Consider the following 21340-nt stretch of genomic DNA (forward strand, 5'->3'; position numbering starts at 1 on the left):
TCTTTCTTGAAGTACTTCCCTGTAACGGGGCGGTCGCCCCTTTTTCTGGCACTTGAGGTAAAGAAAAATATTTTTCTTTCGTGCCGCCTGAATCGAGCTGAATCCTAAAGGGTGTTAGGGTTCCTCAACTCGACCAAGCACCGACCCCCGAACTCGGGCGTGTCGCCTAAATGAGGACATACAACGGCCTAAGCCTTCGGAACCGGGTCATATTTGGTCTTATCTTCGTTTGTTCCTCCACAAAAGAATCACCCCATTAAGGCATATTTTGCAAAGAAACGACAGATAAGCGCTTGAACAACGTTTACTATTCTCGCAGAGAATAAAAGCATAAGCAACCCCAATACCTAAAAGTGCCGAGTTTCACATGCAAGTTCTATGAGCAGAATAAAGAGGCATAAAACAGGGCCCCTCAGTAAAACTACTGAGGGGCCCTGCCGAGCCATCATCGACAGCTCAAAGTTGAAGTTCTAAAACTTCTGATTGACGCTCAAAGATTATTACTTGAGAATCTTGGTAACACGACCGGAACCAACGGTACGTCCACCTTCACGGATAGCGAAGCCAAGGCCTTCTTCCATCGCGATTTCCTGGATGAGCTCAACGGTCATCTCGGTGTTGTCGCCAGGCATAACCATTTCGGTACCCTCAGGAAGAGTGATAACGCCGGTTACGTCAGTGGTACGGAAGTAGAACTGAGGACGGTAGTTGGAGTAGAACGGGTTGTGACGTCCACCCTCATCCTTGGAAAGGATGTAGACGTTTGCCTCGAACTGAGTGTGAGGGGTGATGGAGCCGGGAGCTACAACAACCTGACCACGCTCTACGTCGTCGCGCTTGAGACCGCGAAGAAGTAGACCACAGTTCTCGCCTGCCCATGCTTCGTCGAGCTGCTTGTGGAACATCTCGATACCGGTAACGGTGGTCTTCTGGATGGGACGGATACCAACGATCTCAACCTCAGAGTTGATGTTGAGGGTACCACGCTCTGCACGACCGGTTACAACGGTACCGCGACCGGTAATGGTGAAGACGTCCTCAATAGGCATGAGGAAGGGCTTGTCGGTTTCACGAACGGGGTCCGGAATGTAGTTGTCAACTGCATCCATGAGTTCTTCGATCTTCGCAACCCATTCAGCGTCGCCTTCAAGAGCCTTGAGAGCAGAAACGCGGATAACAGGAGCGTCGTCGCCGTCGAATTCCTGGGAAGAAAGCAAATCGCGAACTTCCATTTCGACGAGGTCAAGAAGCTCTTCGTCTTCAACCATGTCGGACTTGTTCAATGCAACAAGAAGGGTAGGTACGCCAACCTGGCGAGCAAGAAGAACGTGCTCGCGGGTCTGAGCCATAGGACCATCGGTAGCAGCAACCACGAGGATTGCGCCGTCCATCTGAGCAGCACCGGTAATCATGTTCTTGACATAGTCAGCGTGGCCGGGAGCGTCAACGTGTGCGTAGTGACGCTTCTCGGTCTGGTACTCGATGTGAGCAATGTTAATGGTAATACCGCGCTGACGCTCTTCAGGAGCGGAGTCGATCATACCGAAGTCGCGCTGCTCGTTAATGTCCGGGTACTTGTCTGCAAGAACCTTGGAGATAGCAGCGGTAAGAGTGGTCTTACCGTGGTCAACGTGACCAATGGTACCAACGTTTACGTGAGGCTTGGAGCGCTCGAACTTAGCCTTAGCCAAGGGTGTTCCTCCTAGAACGATTTTGAAAACATGCACTCGGATATCTCACCGGCGCAATCCGTTAAGAAACGGTCTAGCGTCTACATTAGCGGATTACACCGGTCAGATGAAACCCAGAAGCTGTTTTCAGGGGTATTTTTAGTGAATTTTTCGACTCAATAGTTTAAAGAGCCGGAACTGAGGCAAAAATTATTCGCCGCGGCTCTTCTGAATGATTTCGTCGGCAACAGCCTTCGGAACCTCAGAATAGCTATCGAATGCCATAGAGAATACAGCGCGTCCCTGAGTCTTGGAACGTAGGTCGCCGATGTAACCAAACATTTCGGATAGCGGAACCAATGCATTGACGAGTTTAACGCCAGCTGCATCTTCCATGGACTGAATCTGTCCACGGCGAGAGTTCAAGTCGCCGATAACATCGCCCATGTATTCCTCTGGGGTACGAACTTCAACTGCCATAAGCGGTTCAAGAAGAACAGGGTTAGCGCGCTTAGCGCCTTCCTTGAACACCATAGAACCGGCAATCTTGAAGGCCATTTCAGAGGAGTCAACATCGTGGTATGCACCGTCGATGAGGGTTGCTTTAACACCAACAACAGGGTAACCAGCAAGGATACCAAGCTGCATAGCGTCCTGGATACCAGCGTCAACAGATGGAATGTATTCGCGAGGAACACGACCACCGGTGACGACGTTATCAAACTCGTAAAGCTCTTCAGCGTCAAGAGGAATAGGTTCGAAGGAAACCTGAACCTTAGCGAACTGACCAGAACCACCAGTCTGCTTCTTGTGGGTGTAGTCGACCTTCTCCACAGCTTTCTTGATGGTTTCGCGGTAAGCAACCTGAGGCTTACCGATGTTTGCCTCAACCTTGAATTCACGCTTCATGCGGTCAACCAAGATGTCGAGGTGCAATTCGCCCATACCGCCGATTTCAGTCTGACCGGTTTCATCGTTGAGATTAACGCTGAAGGTGGGGTCTTCTGCTGAAAGCTTCTGAATAGCGGTGGAGAGTTTCTCCTGGTCGCCCTTAGTCTTTGGCTCAATAGCAACAAAGATCACAGGATCAGGGAAGCTCATTGATTCAAGAACGATGGGGTTAGCAGCATCGCAAAGGGTGTCACCAGTGGTGGTGTCCTTCAAACCGATAGCAGCGTAAATGTGTCCTGCCTGAATCTGCTCAACAGGGTTTTCCTTGTTGGAGTGCATCTGGAAGAGCTTACCAATACGCTCTTTACGGCCCTTAGTGGAGTTAAGAACCTGTTCACCCTGAGACGCAGTACCGGAGTACACACGAATATAGGTGAGCTGACCGTAGAACGGGTGTGCTGCAACCTTGAACGCCAATGCAGAGAAAGGCTCAGAAGAAGATGCTTCACGAGTCATTTCAACTTCTTCATCGTTGAGCTTGTGACCGCGAACAGCAGGCACGTCAAGCGGTGAAGGCAAGTAATCAATGACAGCGTCAAGCATAGGCTGAACGCCACGGTTCTTGAATGCAGAACCACAAAGAACAGGGTATGCTTCGTTATTCACGGTGAGCTGACGGATACCAGCTTTGAGTTCTTCAAGGGAAAGTTCGCCTTCTTCAAGGTACTTTTCCATCAGTTCTTCGCTGGACTCTGCAACAGCTTCGATGAGCTCTGCACGGTACTGCTCAGCCTTTTCTTGCAAGTCTGCAGGAATTTCCTGAGTTTCGTAAGAAGCGCCCATGGTCACATCGCCCTTAGCGTCACCAGGCCAGACATATGCCTTCATGGTGAGGAGGTCGATAACACCGAGGAAGTCGTTCTCAGCGCCGATAGGTAGCTGAAGAACCAAAGGACGAGCACCCAAACGCTTGATGATGGTATCTACGGTGAAGTAGAAGTCAGCGCCGAGCTTATCCATCTTGTTCACGAAGCAGATACGGGGAACTTCGTATTTGTCAGCCTGACGCCAAACGGTTTCAGACTGAGGCTCAACACCCTCTTTACCGTCGAACACTGCAACTGCGCCGTCGAGGACGCGCAATGAACGCTCAACCTCAACGGTGAAGTCAACGTGGCCGGGGGTATCGATGATGTTTACCTGATTGTTCTTCCAGAAGCAGGTAGTAGCTGCGGAAGTAATGGTAATACCGCGCTCTTGTTCCTGAGCCATCCAGTCCATGGTGGATGCACCATCGTGGGTTTCACCAATTTTGTGGTTAATACCGGTGTAGAACAAGATACGTTCGGTTGTGGTGGTCTTACCGGCGTCAATATGCGCCATAATACCAATGTTGCGGACCTTCTTGAGGTCTGTAAGCACGTCTAGTGCCACTTGAGTCTCCTCTTATGAGATACTCCGAAAGCCTGCCGGAATACACGAAGTATTCTCGACAGGCATTTCAAAGAATTACCAGCGGTAGTGTGCGAAGGCCTTGTTGGATTCGGCCATCTTGTGAGTGTCTTCGCGACGCTTCACAGCGGCACCGAGACCGTTGGATGCGTCCAAGATCTCATTCATTAGACGCTCAGTCATAGTCTTTTCGCGGCGTAGCTTGGAGAAGCCAACCAACCAGCGAAGAGCAAGAGCAGTTGCGCGTCCGGAGCGAACCTCAACAGGAACCTGGTAGGTTGCGCCACCAACACGGCGGGAGCGAACTTCCAAGGAGGGCTTGACGTTGTCCATAGCCTTTTTCAAGGTTGCTACGGGGTCTGCGCCGGTCTTCTGACCTACGCCTTCGAGCGCACCGTAAACGATACGCTCTGCAACAGACTTTTTGCCGTCCTGAAGAACTTTGTTAATAAGCTGGGTAACCAGCGGGGAACCGTAAACAGGATCGTTTACGAGGGGACGCTTTGGAGCGGGACCCTTACGAGGCATTACTTCTTCTCCTTCTTAGCGCCGTAGCGGGAGCGAGCCTGGCCGCGACCCTTAACACCCTGAGTATCCAGAGCACCACGAACGATCTTGTAACGAACACCGGGGAGGTCCTTCACACGACCACCGCGAACAAGCACGATGGAGTGTTCCTGAAGGTTGTGACCTTCACCGGGAATGTAAGCGGTAACTTCAACGCCACCGTTGAGCTTCACACGAGCTACCTTACGGAGTGCAGAGTTAGGCTTCTTCGGGGTGGTGGTGTACACACGAGTGCACACGCCACGCTTCATAGGGTTGCCCTTCAGTGCGGGCGCCTTGGTCTTTACGACCTTGGGAGTCCGGCCCTTACGGACCAGCTGCTGAATTGTAGGCACAATATCTCCTGATTATCGGGTTGGTCTTTCACAACCCTTTCGTCTTTTCACCTCAGTGCAGAGTTCTGCATGATGCATGAGTTATTGAAGCAGATGTATTGGGTATCCTGCGATACGCAATAACGGTAACTTAGTTCAGCGCGTGCAACAAAATTTTATCTGGGCATGCGTAAAAATGGCATTTAGGTATCAGATTAAAAAAACTTAAATCAACACCAAAGGACTGTATCCATACTGCCATTAATTCGAAGCCCACATTAGCTCTGCCGTTCAACGCTGGAATGCGCCGATATAAATGCTTCAAAGGAGCATTAGAGGCACTGAGGCTAAGTACTTCGTATCAAACTATATCGGCTCTAGAGCCCTTAATCTACCTAGATTCAGCTTAATTCCCTATTGTTTATCTCAAACCTCAGAGATTTATCTCACTTAACCCTCGATTAACTTAAAACGAAGAGTGCCACTGCACAAAAGCAGTGGCACTCCCCTGCATCAATCATTTATCGAAAGATTAATACACTCTAAATTCAGAGCTAGTTCCCGTAAAGGGTGAAATCTGCCCCCAACCATTCTTCGAATGACCGTAATACACAATCCGATAGTGTCCAGAAGGAGCCGTTGATGGAACCTCCCAACTAATCGTCACGCGTGACTGAGCAGCCCACTGGCGTTTCCACTCAAAACGAGTGTTCGGATCATTATCGTTTGTAACGTATTCCCAATCATGCCCGTTCCATCGTTGTATCTCAAGATAGCTCCCCTGCTTACGAACACTGTTATTGGGGTGTGCGCCAACAAAATCTGCCGAAACAGTGCCGCCACGCCAAGTATTACGAGGCGCGCGTATTTGCTGACCATAGTATTTTCCAGCACCAGGGGTATCATAAAGAACCTTGCCTTTAGAGCTCTTTGCAGCATAAGGAGTCTGAGGCTTATCCCCCAAGTCTAAGGATACTCCACGCTGCAAAGCAGAACCTACCTCATGCAAACTCTGACGGAAAGCTGGCGCCTCGTAACGACCAAAAATTGTTGCTCCACCCTCATACTGTTGCAGATCATATTCATCGGGAGTTGTCACATAATGGTTATAAGCATTGGTGTAACCTTGCAAAATAATATGAGACTCATCAACGCCAAAGAGTTTTGCCATGTCCTGACGATACTGCACGCCAACAGCACCCGTATATTCACCTGGCAAGCCTAAGATATAGTAGTCGCCAAAACGCATCACCTGGACAGGAAGCTTCTCCTGAACAGCTCCTACCACGCCCACCGCAAGAAGGTGATCTTTAGGATACTGACAAGACTTCAAATCTGGAGAAACAGCATAAACAGCGCGACTCATTGTGTAAAAGAACTTGTTAGCGCCAACGCCTTCACCAAAAATGGGGAGACCTCCGCCACCATCTTCTTCAGAGCCAGAGCCAAAGGACTCCCCCAAAGAAGCACGACACGTACGCTCCGCCTGCCCCGTTCCGGTATATTGAGCGTCCACCGTCATATTACTAAAGTCAAAATACTTCACCGCTGAGCTAAGTCCCTGACCAACAGGTTGCCCTTGACTACGAAGCTGATCACGAACGGCATCGGCCTGTTTTGTTCCTTGAATCTTCATATTCTCAAAAGGAATATCCGTAGGGCCTTTACCTGGCTCAAGCCAAGTATTCGGAGTAACATCACCAGCGTTACTATTAGCAAAAGCAGCGATAAATCCATCGCCTGCACCAGAGTAATGGTCTACACCATGATCTTGGTGTTCTAAAAGCCACTCAGCATACCCTTTATTGTCAGAAGAAATCAGTGTATTGGTTGTAGGTAATGAGGTAGCGTGCACAGCAAACCAGTTAATGACCGCACGTGTTTTGCCACTACGTTCTAGACGCAAAGTTACTGTTGTCGGGTCTACTCCATTCACCAACTTGTTCTTAAGCTCTTGAGGGTCACGTTCAAAAGCAACAGCAGAACGATTAGCGCCAACACCGGTCAGCTGCGAATGAGACACAGTAAGCTGCCCCGGCGCTAAATCTCGGTGAGCAGCATCAATAGCATCCATGATGCCCTCGATAGTCGCATTAAAAGTATCTTCGTGCCATCCGCTTGTCGTGACGTTGTACAGACTATATTTGGTAATACCGCCAGGGGTAGAGTGAGTATGGCTAGCGGTAATCATAATATTTGATTCTCCATACGCATTGCCATACTGCTGTTGCACACGACGGATCACCTCATCACGGACACTCTGAAAAGCAGACAACTGATCCAACACAACAATGAGGTTACGTTCTCCAGTATTCCTATCTTGAATTTCAAACGCACGCGCGTAGGAACGGCTCATTACGCCAGACCCAAGCTGTTTCCCATCTCCATACCCCATGAAACCAACCTCAGCTGGTTCACCGGTGACATCTCCGATACCAGCACCCACAAGATACGGGCTAGAAGAAACATTCTGAGAATGCGAAGACGAAGAATACCAATAATTAGGATGAGCCTGAGCAGGCTCTAGAACAGATAAGGATGCACAAGCTAAAGCCGCACCTACAACCAGCGAACCCGTACGACGAAGCCGTGAAACGGCATGCGAAGATAACACAATAACCCCTAAAAGAAAATTAACGTTAGCGATGTGAGTGATGAATGCTGACCTACACCTAGAGGTAGCAAGCAATAGTTTAGAGCATCCCTTAGGAAAATACCCTGAGCAATCTTCAAAAAATTAATACGTGATACACGAGAACCAGCTATCAGTGCATATCAAACCTATAAACACCCTACTTATGATTTATCTCTCGAAGAGCATTAAAAACCGGAGGGGTTTCTTCTCTCACTAATGAAAGAAGAAACCCCTCCGGCTGTATCAGGCTAACAAGCCCCCTTTGAAAGGATTATTTACCGAAGTCGTAATCATCCAAAGGAATAGCCTGGAACTCTGCAGAAATAGAACCCTCGTTCTCAGCTGCATAGCTGAAATCGTTGAATCCGCTTGCAGAGACCTGGAAAAGCTGTTCACGTGCTTCGTCAGTAGGCTCAACTTCAATATCGTTGTAGCGAGCCAAACCTGTACCAGCAGGAATGAGCTTACCAATGATGACGTTCTCTTTAAGACCGACCAATGGATCTTCTTTACGTTCCATAGCAGCCTGAGTAAGAACTCGAGTCGTCTCCTGGAAGGACGCAGCAGAAAGCCACGACTCAGTCGCCAAGGACGCCTTCGTAATACCCATCATCTCAGGACGAGCAGAAGCAGGACGCTTACCCTCAGCTACGGCCTTACGGTTCGCAGCTTGGAAGGCAAGGTTCTCTACGAGCTCACCGGGGAGAAGATCAGTTTCACCAGAGTCAATAACGGTCACACGACGAAGCATCTGGCGAACAATCACCTCAACGTGCTTATCGTGAATACCTACACCCTGAGAACGGTATACGTCCTGAACCTCATCGACAAGATGCTTACGAGCATGACGAGGACCACGAATACGTAGTACTTCCTTAGGATCAACGGCACCTGCAACCAGCTGATCACCAATCTCGACGTGTTCACCCTCAGTTACGAGCAGACGGGAACGACGAAGAACGGGATAAGCTACAGGTTCGTCACCGTTATCAGGAGTAATCACAACCTTCAAAGCTTTATCAGTATCTTCCATAGAGACACGACCGCTGACCTCAGAAATAGGTGCAACGCCCTTAGGAGTACGTGCTTCAAAGAGCTCCTGAATACGAGGTAGACCCTGAGTAATATCGTCTGCGGTTGCGACACCACCGGTGTGGAAGGTACGCATGGTGAGCTGAGTACCAGGTTCACCAATAGACTGTGCCGCAATAATACCAACAGCTTCACCGATATCTACCAAGTTACCAGAAGCCATAGAACGGCCGTAGCACAAGGCACAGACACCAACAGCAGAGTGGCAGGTCAATACAGAACGAACCTTAACTTGTTCAACGCCAGCCTTGAAAAGCTTGTTGATGACAATATCAGATACGTCAGTACCAGCAGCAGCAAGAATCTCTCCCGAAGCATCTTTGACATCTACTGCCAAAGAACGTCCGTGGATAGCAGTCTCGACCTGTGGGTGCAATTCGTCCCCTGCAGGGGTAACAAGTGGTAGGTCTAGACCTTGGCGTGTACCACAGTCATCTTCACGAACGATAACGTCCTGAGAAACGTCCACCAAACGACGAGTCAAGTAACCAGAGTTTGCAGTACGCAACGCAGTATCAGCAAGGCCCTTACGAGCACCGTGAGTCGCGATGAAGTATTCCAAAACGGACAGGCCTTCACGATATGAAGACTTAATCGGGCGAGGCATAATCTCACCCTTTGGGTTCGACACGAGACCACGGATACCCGCAATCTGACGAACCTGCATCCAGTTACCACGAGCACCAGAAGTCACCATACGGTTAATGGTGGTGTTCAGGTTTGCAAGGTTCTGTTTCATGACTTGAGCAACTTCATCTGTTGCCTGAGTCCAGATCTTAATCAGCTCGGTACGACGCTCGTTATCGCCGATAAGACCCAGATCGAAGTCCTGCTGAATCTTTTCAGCTTTCTGCTCGTAGCCTTCCATAATGGCAGGTTTATCTTTAGGCGCCGCGATATCAGAGATAGCAACGGTCACGCCAGAGCGAGAAGCATAGTAGAAACCAGTGTTCTTGAGCTGATCAAGAGTCTGAGCTACCACGTTCATCGGGTATTTCTCGGCAAGGTCATTAATCAAAGAACCAAGCTGCTTCTTATCTGCGACTTCCCCATACCAAGGGTAATCAGCAGGAAGAGTCTGGTTAAAGATTACTTGACCGACGGTGCATTCAAGAAGAATGCTTCCACCTTGTTCAAAGCCTTCAGGAGTTTCAAAACCTTCTGGAGCAATGAAAGAGTCAAAGTGGATTTTGACCTTAGCGTTGATAGCAATCTGACCCAAGTCCATCGCCATAATAGCTTCTGCCAAGGAAGAGAAGATACGACCTTCGCCGGTTGCGTCTTCTTGAGGTGTGGTCAAATGGAATAGACCAATCACCATATCCTGGTCAGGAACGGCTACTGGACGACCGTCTGAAGGCTTCAAAATGTTATTGGATGAAAGCATCAAAATACGTGCTTCAGCCTGAGCCTCAGGAGATAGTGGCAGGTGAACTGCCATCTGGTCGCCGTCGAAGTCAGCGTTGAACGCGGAGCATACAAGAGGGTGAAGCTGAATAGCTTTACCTTCAACAAGCTGAGGTTCGAACGCCTGAATACCCAAACGGTGCAGGGTAGGTGCACGGTTCAAAAGCACAGGATGCTCAGCAATAACTTCTTCAAGAACGTCCCAGACCTGAGAACGAGAACGCTCAACCATACGCTTAGCAGACTTGATGTTCTGCGCATGGTTGAGGTCTACCAGACGCTTCATCACGAAAGGCTTGAACAGCTCCAACGCCATCTGCTTTGGAAGACCACACTGATGCATTGAAAGCTGGGGGCCACCGACAATAACAGAACGACCAGAGTAATCAACACGCTTACCCAAGAGGTTCTGGCGGAAACGACCCTGCTTACCCTTAAGCATGTCAGAAAGGGACTTCAGAGGACGGTTACCAGGACCAGTAACCGGGCGACCACGACGACCGTTATCGAAGAGCGAATCAACTGCTTCTTGAAGCATGCGCTTTTCGTTATTAACGATAATTTCGGGTGCGCCCAACTCAAGTAGACGCTTGAGACGGTTGTTACGGTTAATCACACGACGGTAGAGGTCGTTGAGGTCAGAGGTTGCAAAACGTCCACCGTCAAGCTGCACCATCGGACGCAATTCTGGAGGAATCACAGGAACAACTTCAAGAACCATACCCAAAGGTGAGTTTGTGGTGCTCAAGAAGGAGTTAACAACCTTCAGACGCTTCAGCGCACGAGTCTTACGCTGACCCTTACCAGTCTGAATAATCTCTTTGAGAGCTTCAGCTTCTGCTTCAAGGTCGAAAGATTCTAGGCGGGAACGAATAGCCTCAGCACCCATGGAACCTTCAAAGTACATGCCGTACTTATCAACCATGGCACGGTAGAGAGCTTCATCGCCTTCAAGGTCAGCAACCTTCAAAGACTTGAAACGATCCCAAACTTTTTGCTCAAACTCGATTTCGCGATCAGCATTTTTACGAACAGATGCCATCTGACGTTCTGCTTGGTCACGGAGTTTACGCTTCTCTGCTGCTTTTCCGCCTTCAGCTTCAATGCGTGCAAGTTCTTCTTCCGTCTCACGAGCAATGAGATTAATATCTGCATCACGTTGAGCTTCCAAAGCTTTCTTGTCACGTTCGAAAGCTGCCTCAAGGTTTGGAAGGTCGTCGTGACGTCCTTCCTCATCCACAGAGGTAATCATGTACGCGGCAAAATAGATAATCTTTTCAAGATCTTTAGGAGCAAGATCAAGCAGGTAACCAAGGCGTGAAGGAACACCCTTGAAGTACCAGATGTGAGTCACAGGAGCAGCAAGCTGAATGTGCCCCATACGTTCACGGCGAACTTTAGCGCGGGTTACCTCAACGCCACAGCGTTCACAGATAATTCCCTTAAAGCGTACGCGCTTGTATTTGCCACAGTAGCATTCCCAGTCCCTGGTAGGACCGAAAATACGCTCGTCGAAAAGACCCTCTTTTTCGGGCTTTAGGGTTCGGTAGTTAATGGTTTCGGGCTTCTTGACCTCACCATAAGACCAGCTGCGGATATCATCAGCGGTGGCCAGGCCAATACGCATCAAACCGAGTGAAGATTCGTTGGACATTTGGTCCTTATCTCTTTTCAGTAGTTGTGAAGACTAATTTTCGTAGAAATGATGAACAGGTATATCTACCTCGTGAAAGGGCTAGACCTCTTCCACAGAGTTAGGCTCTGCGTGAGATAGGTCGATACCTAGATCATCTGCTGCACGGAAGCCTTCGTCTTCAGCATCGCGCATTTCAATGGTCTTACCGTCAGTTGAAAGGACTTCAACGTTCAGGCAGAGGGACTGCATTTCTTTGATGAGCACCTTGAAGGATTCAGGAACACCAGGTTCTGGAATGTTCTCGCCCTTGACGATTGCCTCATAGACCTTCACACGACCGTGAACATCGTCAGACTTGATGGTCAAGATTTCCTGAAGGGTGTATGCGGCGCCGTATGCTTCAAGCGCCCACACTTCCATCTCACCAAAACGCTGACCACCGAACTGTGCTTTACCACCGAGCGGCTGCTGAGTAATCATGGAGTACGGACCAGTCGAACGTGCGTGAATCTTGTCATCCACTAGGTGGTGAAGTTTCAAGATGTACTGGTAACCCACCGAAACGGGTTCGGGGAAGCGTTCACCAGAACGACCATCATAGAGGTTTGCTTTACCGCTACGGTTGATCAGACGTTCACCGTCACGGTTCGGGTTGGAGTGATCCAACAAGTCAAAGAGCTCAACTTCGTCTGCACCATCGAATACGGGGGTGGAGACCTTAGTGGGGCCACTTTCCTTCGGGAAGTTCGGAAGGTTCTTCAACCATGATGGGTTGCCTTCGATCTTCCAACCTTGTTTCGCCAACCAACCGGTGTGAACCTCAAGAACCTGACCGATGTTCATACGACCAGGAACGCCCAAGGGGTTCAAGATGACGTCGATAGGGGTACCGTCTTCCATGAAGGGCATATCTTCAACGGGAAGAATCTTTGTAATAACACCCTTGTTACCGTGACGACCTGCAAGCTTATCGCCAACAGTAATCTTGCGCTTTTGAGCCACGTAAACGCGTACCAGCTGGTTAACACCTGAAGGTAGTGCGTCGTCGTCATCGGTGTTGCTGTCTCGGTCAAAGGTACGAACAGCGATAACGGTACCTGACTCGCCGTGAGGAACCTTCAAAGAGGTGTCACGAACTTCACGAGATTTCTCGCCGAAGATTGCACGAAGAAGTCGCTCTTCGGGGGTTAGTTCAGTTTCGCCCTTAGGGGTCACTTTACCAACGAGAATATCGCCGGATTCAACTTCAGCACCGATATGGATGATACCGCGCTCGTCGAGAGCAGAGAGAACTTCTTCAGAGACGTTGGGGATGTCTCGAGTAATTTCTTCTGCACCGAGCTTGGTGTCGCGTGCGTCAATTTCGTGTTCTTCGATGTGAATTGATGTCAGCACGTCATCAGAAATCATGCGCTGGGACAGGATGATACCGTCCTCAAAGTTGAAGCCTTCCCAAGACATGTATGCCACGAGGAGGTTCTTACCCAATGCCAATTCGCCGTTGTCGGTTGAAGGACCGTCAGCGATAAGTCCCTGAGCTTCAACGCGGTCTCCGGCACGAACAATAACACGGTGGTTATAACAGTTACCGGGGTTTGAACGCTTGAACTTAGAAATGGGATATGAGGAGGTTGTACCATCGTCGTTGCGAACGATGACGAGGTCTGCAGAGACCTCAGATACGACACCGGCTTTACGCGCTAGAACAGAATCTCCAGAGTCGATTGCTGCATAGCGTTCCATACCGGTACCAACGACGGGCGCTTCGGAGACGAGCAACGGAACAGCCTGACGCTGCATGTTTGCACCCATCAACGCACGGTTTGCGTCGTCGTGTTCGAGGTAAGGAATCAATGCGGTTGCAACAGAAACCATCTGGCGTGGTGAAACGTCCATGTATTCAACGTCTGTTGCGTCTACCAGCACAGCTTCACCGGAGCCATCGCCAGCACGGCACAGGACGGTAGCTTCAGCAAAGTGTAGGTCTTCGGTCAAAGGCGCATTTGCCTGAGCAATAGTAGTGCCTTTTTCGTCATCTGCAGTAAGGTATTCAACCTCATTGGTGACCTGACCGTTGACGACTCGACGGTAAGGGGTTTCGATGAACCCGAAGGGGTTGATACGTCCATATGTTGCCAAAGAACCAATCAGACCAATGTTGGGGCCTTCAGGGGTTTCGATGGGGCACATACGTCCGTAGTGTGAGGGGTGAACGTCTCGAACTTCCATACCTGCACGGTCACGTGAAAGACCGCCAGGGCCTAGCGCAGAAAGACGACGTTTATGGGTCAAACCGGCTAGAGGGTTGTTCTGGTCCATGAACTGTGACAGCTGAGAAGTACCGAAGAACTCTTTAATGGAAGCCACCACGGGACGGATGTTGATAAGTGTCTGAGGAGTGATTGCTTCAACGTCCTGAGTTGTCATGCGTTCACGAACAACTCGTTCCATACGAGAAAGACCAGTACGAATCTGGTTTTCAATCAATTCTCCAACAGCGCGGATACGACGGTTACCAAAGTGGTCGATGTCGTCGGTATCAACACGGATTTCTACGGGCTTTCCGTCACGTACGCCAGAGATGGTCTTACCGCCAGCATGCAAAGTGACGAGGTAGCGAATCATCGCTGCAATGTCGTCTTGGCTGAGCACCATAGCTGATGGGTCAGTAAGAGGAGTTTCAACACCAAGTTTGCGATTTACCTTGTAACGACCAACCTTTGCAAGGTCATAACGTTTAGGTGTGAAGTACATGTTGTCCAGAAGGTTCTGGGCAGCGTCAACCGTTGGAGGTTCGCCGGGACGAAGTTTACGGTAGATATCGAGTAGAGCTTCGTCGCGAGTCTGCACGGTGTCTTTTTCTAGGGTTGCGCGAATGGCGTCAAATTCACCAAATTCTTCAAGAATTTTTGCTTCGCTCCAGCCTAGAGCTTTAAGGAGCACCGTAACGGACTGTTTACGTTTGCGGTCAAGACGTACGCCAACCTGGTCACGCTTATCAATTTCTAGCTCAAACCATGCACCGCGGGAGGGAATGATTTTTGCTGTGTAGATATCTTTATCAGAAGTACGGTCTACGGACTTCTCAAAGTATGCGCCAGGAGAGCGAACCAGCTGAGATACAACGACACGTTCGGTGCCGTTGATGACGAACGTACCAGAGTCGGTCATGAGCGGGAAATCACCCATGAACACGGTCTGCTGTTTAATCTCGCCGGTGTTGTTGTTCATGAATTCTGCTTTAACGTACAACGGCGCAGAGTAGGTCGCATCGCGATCTTTGCACTGCTCCATGGTGTACTTTGGTTCAGCAAATTCAGGTTCGGAGAACGATAGGGACATCGTTCCTTGGAAATCTTCAATCGGAGAAATTTCGTCAAAGATTTCAGCAAGCCCCGAAACGGGTTGTACTGAGGTGTCTCCTGTTTCTGCTGCTTCTGCTACGCGTTGCGCCCAGCGTTCGTTACCGATGAGGGCGTCAAAGCTGTTGGTTTGCAGGGCAAGCAAATCAGGAACCTGCAGCGGCTCAGAAATCTTTGCAAATGAAATTCGGCTTGGTGTACCTAAACGGTTCACTGCGCCGTTAGCGGCTTCGTTATTAGAGGTGCTCGAGGCGACCAAGTTGGATCCTTCCACAGACCTGTCTGTTTCATATTCGCTGTCCCAGAAAACATAGTAAAACCGTGGAAAAGAACCGCAACGCACGAGGCGCATGAGACTTCGGGTGTTGGGAACTTTTAGGAACGAAATACTTGTTTTTGCTCTGTTTCACCCATGCCCACCGCTATATGAAGGCAGAAAGGTTATGGATAGCGTAAGTATTCACAATACAGCAAGAAAAAACTAAAGTCCATACAACCATCACGGAAAATATGCAACTTTTCTTTTTGATGGTGTACCTAACATTCCACAACGTTCACGGCTAGGCCACCCATAGATGTCTCTTTATACCGATGACTCATATCCTCACCAGTTTGACGCATTGTTTCAATGACTTGATCCAAAGACACTCGATGCTCACCATCGCCACGAAGCGCCATACGAGCAGCATTAATCGCTTTAGCAGCAGCCATCGCATTACGCTCAATACACGGTATCTGCACCAAACCACCTACAGGGTCACACGTCAGACCGAGATTATGTTCCATGGCAATCTCTGCAGCGTTCTCAATCTGTTCATTGCTACCGCCCATCACCTGAGCCAACCCCGCAGCAGCCATTGAAGATGCCGTACCGACTTCTCCCTGGCACCCCACCTCAGCACCAGAAATTGAAGCTCGTTTCTTATATAAAGCGCCGATAGCAGAAGCACATAAGAAGAAGTCAACAATGAGTTGTTCGCGTTTAGCGACACCGCATGTACGAACACCCGGAAGATAGTTCAACGCATAGTGCAAAACAGCAGGAATAATACCCGAAGCTCCATTCGTTGGAGCTGTCACCACCCTGCCACCAAAAGCATTCTCTTCGTTAACAGCCAAAGCCATCAAGTTCACCCAGTCAATAGCAAACTCAGGGCTCTTTTGAGGGTCTTCCGCCAATAAATCACGATGCCAAGCTGCGGCACGGCAACGAACCTTTAACTCTCCTGGCAAATACCCCATACGAGACAGTGAAGAACCAATACATTCTTTCATCACTCGATGAATGGCTAAAATGCCCTGACGAATCTCATCTTCAGAACGAGCCGAAAGCTCATTACACATCTTCAGCTGAGCGATAGATAGCCCTGCCTTATTTGCCAAACGCACCAGCTCTTCACCAGAACCGAAAGGATAAGGCGCATTCTCGAGCCCAGAAGAATCATCGAGGGTTTCGTTTTCTTCAACGATGAACCCTCCACCAATAGAAAAATAGGTACGTTCAAGGAGAAGACCGGAAGTATCATAAGCTGCAATTTTAACGCCGTTTGTATGTCTCGCTAAAACAGTCAACGGACGTAGCGTCATATCAGATTCACGATATTTCACAACCGGACCATAACATAACGGCTCGTGGGGCTGAGGAGCACCATCGTGATAAGAACGAGAGGGAAAACCTGCTAACGGCAAAATACCATCACGTTGGTTATCTGCCATCATCCGTTCGGCTTGAGCAATGTTAATAGTCTCTGGAACAAAACCTGCACAACCTTTGAGAACGGCACTCATCGTACCGTGACCGGCACCAGTTGCGGCTAACGAACCATAAAGATCCACGTGTATACGCGAAACGCTCTGAAATTTTCCCGTATCAATGAGCTCTGAGATAAAACGGTTTGCTGCTCTCATCGGCCCTACCGTGTGGGAAGAGGAAGGCCCGATACCAATAGAAAATAATTCAAAAACAGAAATATCGTAGTTTAATGATTCAGCTTGTATCTGTTCATCGCTAATGTTCATCCTGTGAGATTTCCTTTTTCTACGCACTTTTAGCAGCGTTCAACGCGCTAAAACATCAACCTCTTACGGGGGATAATAAGAGGAAACTGTAAAAGCTTGATGAACGTTCCATCACGCAGGATGGAGTGGGAATACGCAGATCAAGCTTCTACAGTTCTACAAGATAAGAGTCTCTACCAAGAAACTTTTATCCGGTTATGAAGGTGAACCCACATATTATCGGCGATAAAATGGAACAGCAACCACATCAAATGGTGCTCGTTTACCGCGAATATCAACCTCTACAGTGGTTCCTTCATGTGCGTAGGAGCTCTCCACTAATGCCATCGCAATCGGATACCCCAATGTTGGTGAGGGAATACCTGAGGTAACATATCCGATGTTCTTCTCGCCATCCATCAGTTGAGAGTCAGCGCGTGCAGGACGTTTTTGCTGCGCTTTAAGCCCCACGAGAGAACGTTGAGGCGGTGTTTGAGATAGCATACTCAACGCCTGACGGCCTACAAAGTCGCTGCTCTTTTTCTCTAATGCGATATCGACTAAACGTCCTAGACCAGACTCATAAGGAGTGATGTCTAGGCCTAGTTCATGACCGTATAAAGGCATACCAGCTTCTAGACGCAACGAGTCGCGCGCTGCTAAACCAGCAGGAATCATCTCGAAAGATTTGCCGGCGCTCATAGCAGCCGACCATAATGCGCTAGCTTGGTCTGCTGGCACATAAATTTCAAAGCCGTCTTCTCCGGTATATCCGGTGCGAGCTAACAGCACAGAAATTCCGGATAAGCTCAACGGTGTTGCAGCATAATATTTCAGTTCACGTACCGATTGAGGGTCGCTTGGCTCCATGGCCAGAATAATCTCTTCAGCTTGTGGCCCTTGCACCGCAACCAAAGCGGTATCTTCAGATTCGTTGACTAGTTCCACCTCAAACCCTGCAGTACGTTCGAGTAACGTCTGATAATCTACCTCTACATTCGAGGCATTAGGAACAACAAGAAACTCATCCTCAGCTAGCCGGTAAGTGATGAGGTCATCGATAATGCCGCCGTCTTCGTTGACCAGAATCGAATATTTGGCTTTACCAACTTTGAGAATGCTCATGTTCGAGACCAGAGCATAATCTAAAAATGTTGCAGCGTCTGGCCCGCTCACACGGAATTCACCCATATGTGAAAGATCGAATAGGCCTGCATACTGGCGTACAGCGTGATGTTCTTGGACATCATTAGTGTATTTTACGGGCATATCCCAGCCACCAAAATCGGTAAAGGTAGCGCCTAATGCGAGGTGTTCTTCGTGTAGTGGTGTTTTCTTGGTCATGTTTGATACATCTTTCTTAACAGATATGGTTCAGGGGTGGGGCAAACACCGTTATCTGCCCCACCTCATCGATATTTTTGAGCCGATTCGCCCCGCTAGTGTCATTCAGAAGCAGATGATTCCATCTCAAAGGCTTCCATCGGCGGGCACTGGCAAATAAGGTTACGGTCGCCACCGGCACCATCGATACGTCCTACCGAAGGGAAGTATTTTTGATGGTGCAAAGAAGGCACAGGATACGCAGCCTCCGAACGAGAGTAGGCCCTATCCCAGATATCTGCCGTGACAACCTCAACGGTATGTGGAGCATTGCGCAAAAGTGATTCTTCAACACTCACTTTTCCGCTGATGACATGCTGAATCTCATCATAAATACAGCTCATTGCTTCAATGAAACGGTCGAGCTCTTGAAGATCCTCAGATTCTGTTGGCTCAACCATCAAAGTTCCAGGAACAGGGAACGCCAAAGTCGGTGCATGGAATCCGTAATCCATGAGACGTTTACAGATGTCTTCGGCAGTGACGCCACTAGCCGCGGTTAGCTCACGCACGTCGAGAATGCATTCATGTGCCACTAGGCCATGATCGCCGGTATAGAGTACCGGATATTTGTCGCCCAGCTTTTTAGCAATGTAGTTCGCATTAACAATGGCAGTTTCGGAGCTAGAACGAAGCCCTTGAGCACCACTCATAGCAATATACATCCACGAGATGGGCAGTACCCCCGCAGAACCGTACATCGCTTGAGAAATCGGTAAGGGCGAAGACTCTTTATCGTTGTGGTAGGCGTTAGTCGGCAAGTAGGGTGCGAGGTGTTCTCTCACACCGATAGGGCCGACGCCAGGGCCTCCTCCGCCGTGAGGAATAGCGAAAGTTTTGTGAAGGTTCAGATGTGATACATCTCCCCCGAATCGGCCGGGTTGGGATAGGCCCATCTGCGCGTTAAGGTTTGCACCGTCCACGTATACTTGTCCGCCGGCTTCGTGAACAAGCTGGCAGACTTCAACAACTTGTTCTTCAAATACACCATGAGTTGACGGGTAGGTAATCATCATTGCGGCGATAGTGTCACCGTATTTTTCAATTTTGGCGCGGAGGTCCGCCACATCGATAGAGCCATCTTCTGCCGTAGCTACACCAGCAACAGAAAGTCCAGCCAGAGCGGCAGAAGCAGCATTAGTGCCATGAGCAGATAACGGGATCAGGACGACGTTGCGTTGTTCTTCTCCACGCGTTTGGTGGTAAGAACGAATAGCGCGTAGCCCTGCATATTCTCCAGATGCACCAGAGTTTGGTTGCATGGACAGAGCATCGTATCCGGTAATTTCGACGAGCCATGCAGAGAGCTCCTCGATGAGCTCTAACCAGCCTTGAGCTTGTTCGATGGGCACGAGCGGGTGGATACCAGCAAATTCTGGCCAAGAGATAGGCTCCATCTCGGCGGCAGAGTTGAGTTTCATCGTGCAAGAGCCAAGAGGAATCATGGTACGGTCGAGAGCAAGGTCTTTATCGGAGAGCTTGCGCAGGTAACGCATCATGGCAGTTTCTGAACGGTAACTATGGAACACCGGATGCTGCATGTAGTCTTCATCGCGTAGCAGTTCAGCAGGCATGGGGTATTGTTCTTCTGCGCTCTCTTCTACGAGAGTTCCGCCGAGTGCTTCCACAAGGCTCCGTAGAGTGTCTTCATCATGAGATTCACCGACGGAGATGCTGATACGGTCACTGTTGATTTTACGAATGTTGATGCCGGCTTCAAGCGCAGCAGCAACGAGTTCGTCAGCACGTGATGGTGCGTCAAAGGCGACGGTATCAAAGAAATCTTCGTGAACAAGTGTGAGTCCAGTGGAGCGTAGAGAGTCAGCGATACGTGATGCGTTGCGGTGCAGACGACGAGCAATCTCGCGGAGTCCCTCTGGCCCGTGATAGAGAGCGTAGGCTCCAGCGACAATGGCGAGTAGAGCCTGTGCAGTACAAATGTTGCTGGTTGCTTTTTCACGGCGGATGTGCTGTTCACGAGTTTGTAGCGCAAGACGATAGGCGGGTTTTCCGGCGGTGTCTTGTGATACTCCGACCAGACGCCCCGGTAAAGTTCGTTCCATGCCTTTACGTGTTGCCATGAAGGCTGCGTGAGGTCCACCAAAAAAGAATGGTAGGCCGAAGCGTTGCGTGTTACCGACACAAATATCTGCACCCAGTTCGCCGGGTGATTGTAGCAGTGTCAAGGCAAGTAGGTCTGCGGTGATAGTGACGAGCGCTTGTCGTTGATGGGCTTGGTCGATGAGTTCTTTAACGTTTCGGATTTGTCCATCATGGCTGGGGTATGCGAGAACGATACCGTAAAGGTCGCCTTCTGGAAGTCCTTGAGAGAAGTCGGTTACGACCATGGGGATGTTGAGGGCTTCTACGCGTCCTCGAACGACAGAAAGAGTTTGGGGTAGGCAGCGGGAGTCGATAGCGAAGAAACCGTTTTTGACTTTACGGTTAGCTCGGTGCATCATCACAACTGCTTCTGCTGTAGCAGTTGCTTCGTCCAAGAGTGATGCGTTGGCAATGTCTAGTCCGGTCAGTTCCATGACCGTGTTTTGGAAGTTTAGTAATGCTTCTAGACGCCCTTGCGATATTTCAGGCTGATAAGGGGTGTAGCTGGTGTACCAGCCGGGGTTTTCGAGGATATTTCGACGTAGTACCGCAGGGGTGACACTGTCGTAGTAACCGGCACCAATCATCTGGGTTTTGAGAATGTTATGGGATGCGTATTCTCGGAGTTTTTTGTGGGCTTGTTCTTCGCTGAGAGGTTCAGGGAGGTTGAGATCCTGTTCCATACGAATATTTGCTGGTACGACGTCTGCGATAAGTGCTGAGAGCGAATCGTAGCCGATGGTATTCAGCATGGTGTGCAGGTCTTCAGATCGTGGCCCGAGGTGACGGTCGATAAATGGCATGGGATATTCTCCTGGTCTGATTGCACC

General features: G+C 49.5%; 10 protein-coding genes. All 10 read right to left on the reverse strand.

The features are described from left to right. Positions 1–500: 500 nt before the first annotated feature. Positions 501–1691, reverse strand: coding sequence for an elongation factor Tu (gene tuf / locus ACN084_RS01085; protein WP_419100883.1), 1191 nt, complete (start codon positions 1689–1691; stop codon positions 501–503). Between the two features lie 189 nt (positions 1692–1880). Beyond that, complete coding sequence (gene fusA / locus ACN084_RS01090; RefSeq protein ID WP_419100884.1) at positions 1881–3995, reverse strand: elongation factor G; 2115 nt, start codon at positions 3993–3995, stop codon at positions 1881–1883. Between the two features lie 75 nt (positions 3996–4070). Next, complete coding sequence (rpsG, locus tag ACN084_RS01095) at positions 4071–4541, reverse strand: 30S ribosomal protein S7 (protein ID WP_419100885.1); 471 nt, start codon at positions 4539–4541, stop codon at positions 4071–4073. Then, on the reverse strand, positions 4541–4915 hold the full coding sequence (gene rpsL, locus ACN084_RS01100; RefSeq protein ID WP_005504939.1) for a 30S ribosomal protein S12: 375 nt from the start codon (positions 4913–4915) through the stop codon (positions 4541–4543). The genes rpsG and rpsL overlap by 1 nt, the downstream gene beginning before the upstream one ends. 511 nt (positions 4916–5426) lie before the next feature. Then, entirely contained in the window at positions 5427–7508 is a 2082-nt protein-coding gene (locus tag ACN084_RS01105) for a neutral/alkaline non-lysosomal ceramidase N-terminal domain-containing protein (protein WP_419100886.1), read from the reverse strand. 292 nt (positions 7509–7800) lie between these two features. Beyond that, positions 7801–11682 (reverse strand): DNA-directed RNA polymerase subunit beta', encoded by a 3882-nt coding sequence (locus ACN084_RS01110; RefSeq protein ID WP_419105628.1) that lies wholly within the window; start codon positions 11680–11682, stop codon positions 7801–7803. An 81-nt stretch (positions 11683–11763) separates the two neighbouring features. After that, positions 11764–15285 carry a DNA-directed RNA polymerase subunit beta gene (gene rpoB, locus ACN084_RS01115; protein WP_419100888.1) on the reverse strand — a complete coding sequence of 1174 codons (3522 nt, stop codon included), beginning with the start codon at positions 15283–15285 and terminating at the stop codon, positions 11764–11766. A 278-nt stretch (positions 15286–15563) separates the two neighbouring features. Next, entirely contained in the window at positions 15564–17045 is a 1482-nt protein-coding gene (locus ACN084_RS01120) for an L-serine ammonia-lyase (RefSeq protein ID WP_419105629.1), read from the reverse strand. A gap of 216 nt (positions 17046–17261) precedes the next feature. Further along, on the reverse strand, positions 17262–18368 hold the full coding sequence (gene gcvT, locus ACN084_RS01125) for a glycine cleavage system aminomethyltransferase GcvT (protein ID WP_419105630.1): 1107 nt from the start codon (positions 18366–18368) through the stop codon (positions 17262–17264). Between the two features lie 101 nt (positions 18369–18469). Continuing rightward, positions 18470–21313: an aminomethyl-transferring glycine dehydrogenase gene (gene gcvP / locus ACN084_RS01130; RefSeq protein ID WP_419105631.1), complete on the reverse strand. Its 2844-nt coding sequence runs from the start codon at positions 21311–21313 to the stop codon at positions 18470–18472. Positions 21314–21340 lie beyond the last annotated feature (27 nt).

It is taken from the genome of Rothia sp. P7208 (assembly GCF_048512915.1).
Taxonomy (GTDB): domain Bacteria; phylum Actinomycetota; class Actinomycetes; order Actinomycetales; family Micrococcaceae; genus Rothia.

What these genes read in the sequence shown, in the direction of transcription:
- rpsG (WP_419100885.1), bottom strand. Translation starts at nt 4,541, where the DNA reads ATGCCTCGTAAGGGTCCCGCTCCAAAGCGTCCCCTCGTAAACGATCCT.
- ACN084_RS01110 (WP_419105628.1), bottom strand. Translation starts at nt 11,682, where the DNA reads ATGTCCAACGAATCTTCACTCGGTTTGATGCGTATTGGCCTGGCCACC.
- ACN084_RS01120 (WP_419105629.1), bottom strand. Translation starts at nt 17,045, where the DNA reads ATGAACATTAGCGATGAACAGATACAAGCTGAATCATTAAACTACGAT.
- gcvT (WP_419105630.1), bottom strand. Translation starts at nt 18,368, where the DNA reads ATGACCAAGAAAACACCACTACACGAAGAACACCTCGCATTAGGCGCT.
- gcvP (WP_419105631.1), bottom strand. Translation starts at nt 21,313, where the DNA reads ATGCCATTTATCGACCGTCACCTCGGGCCACGATCTGAAGACCTGCAC.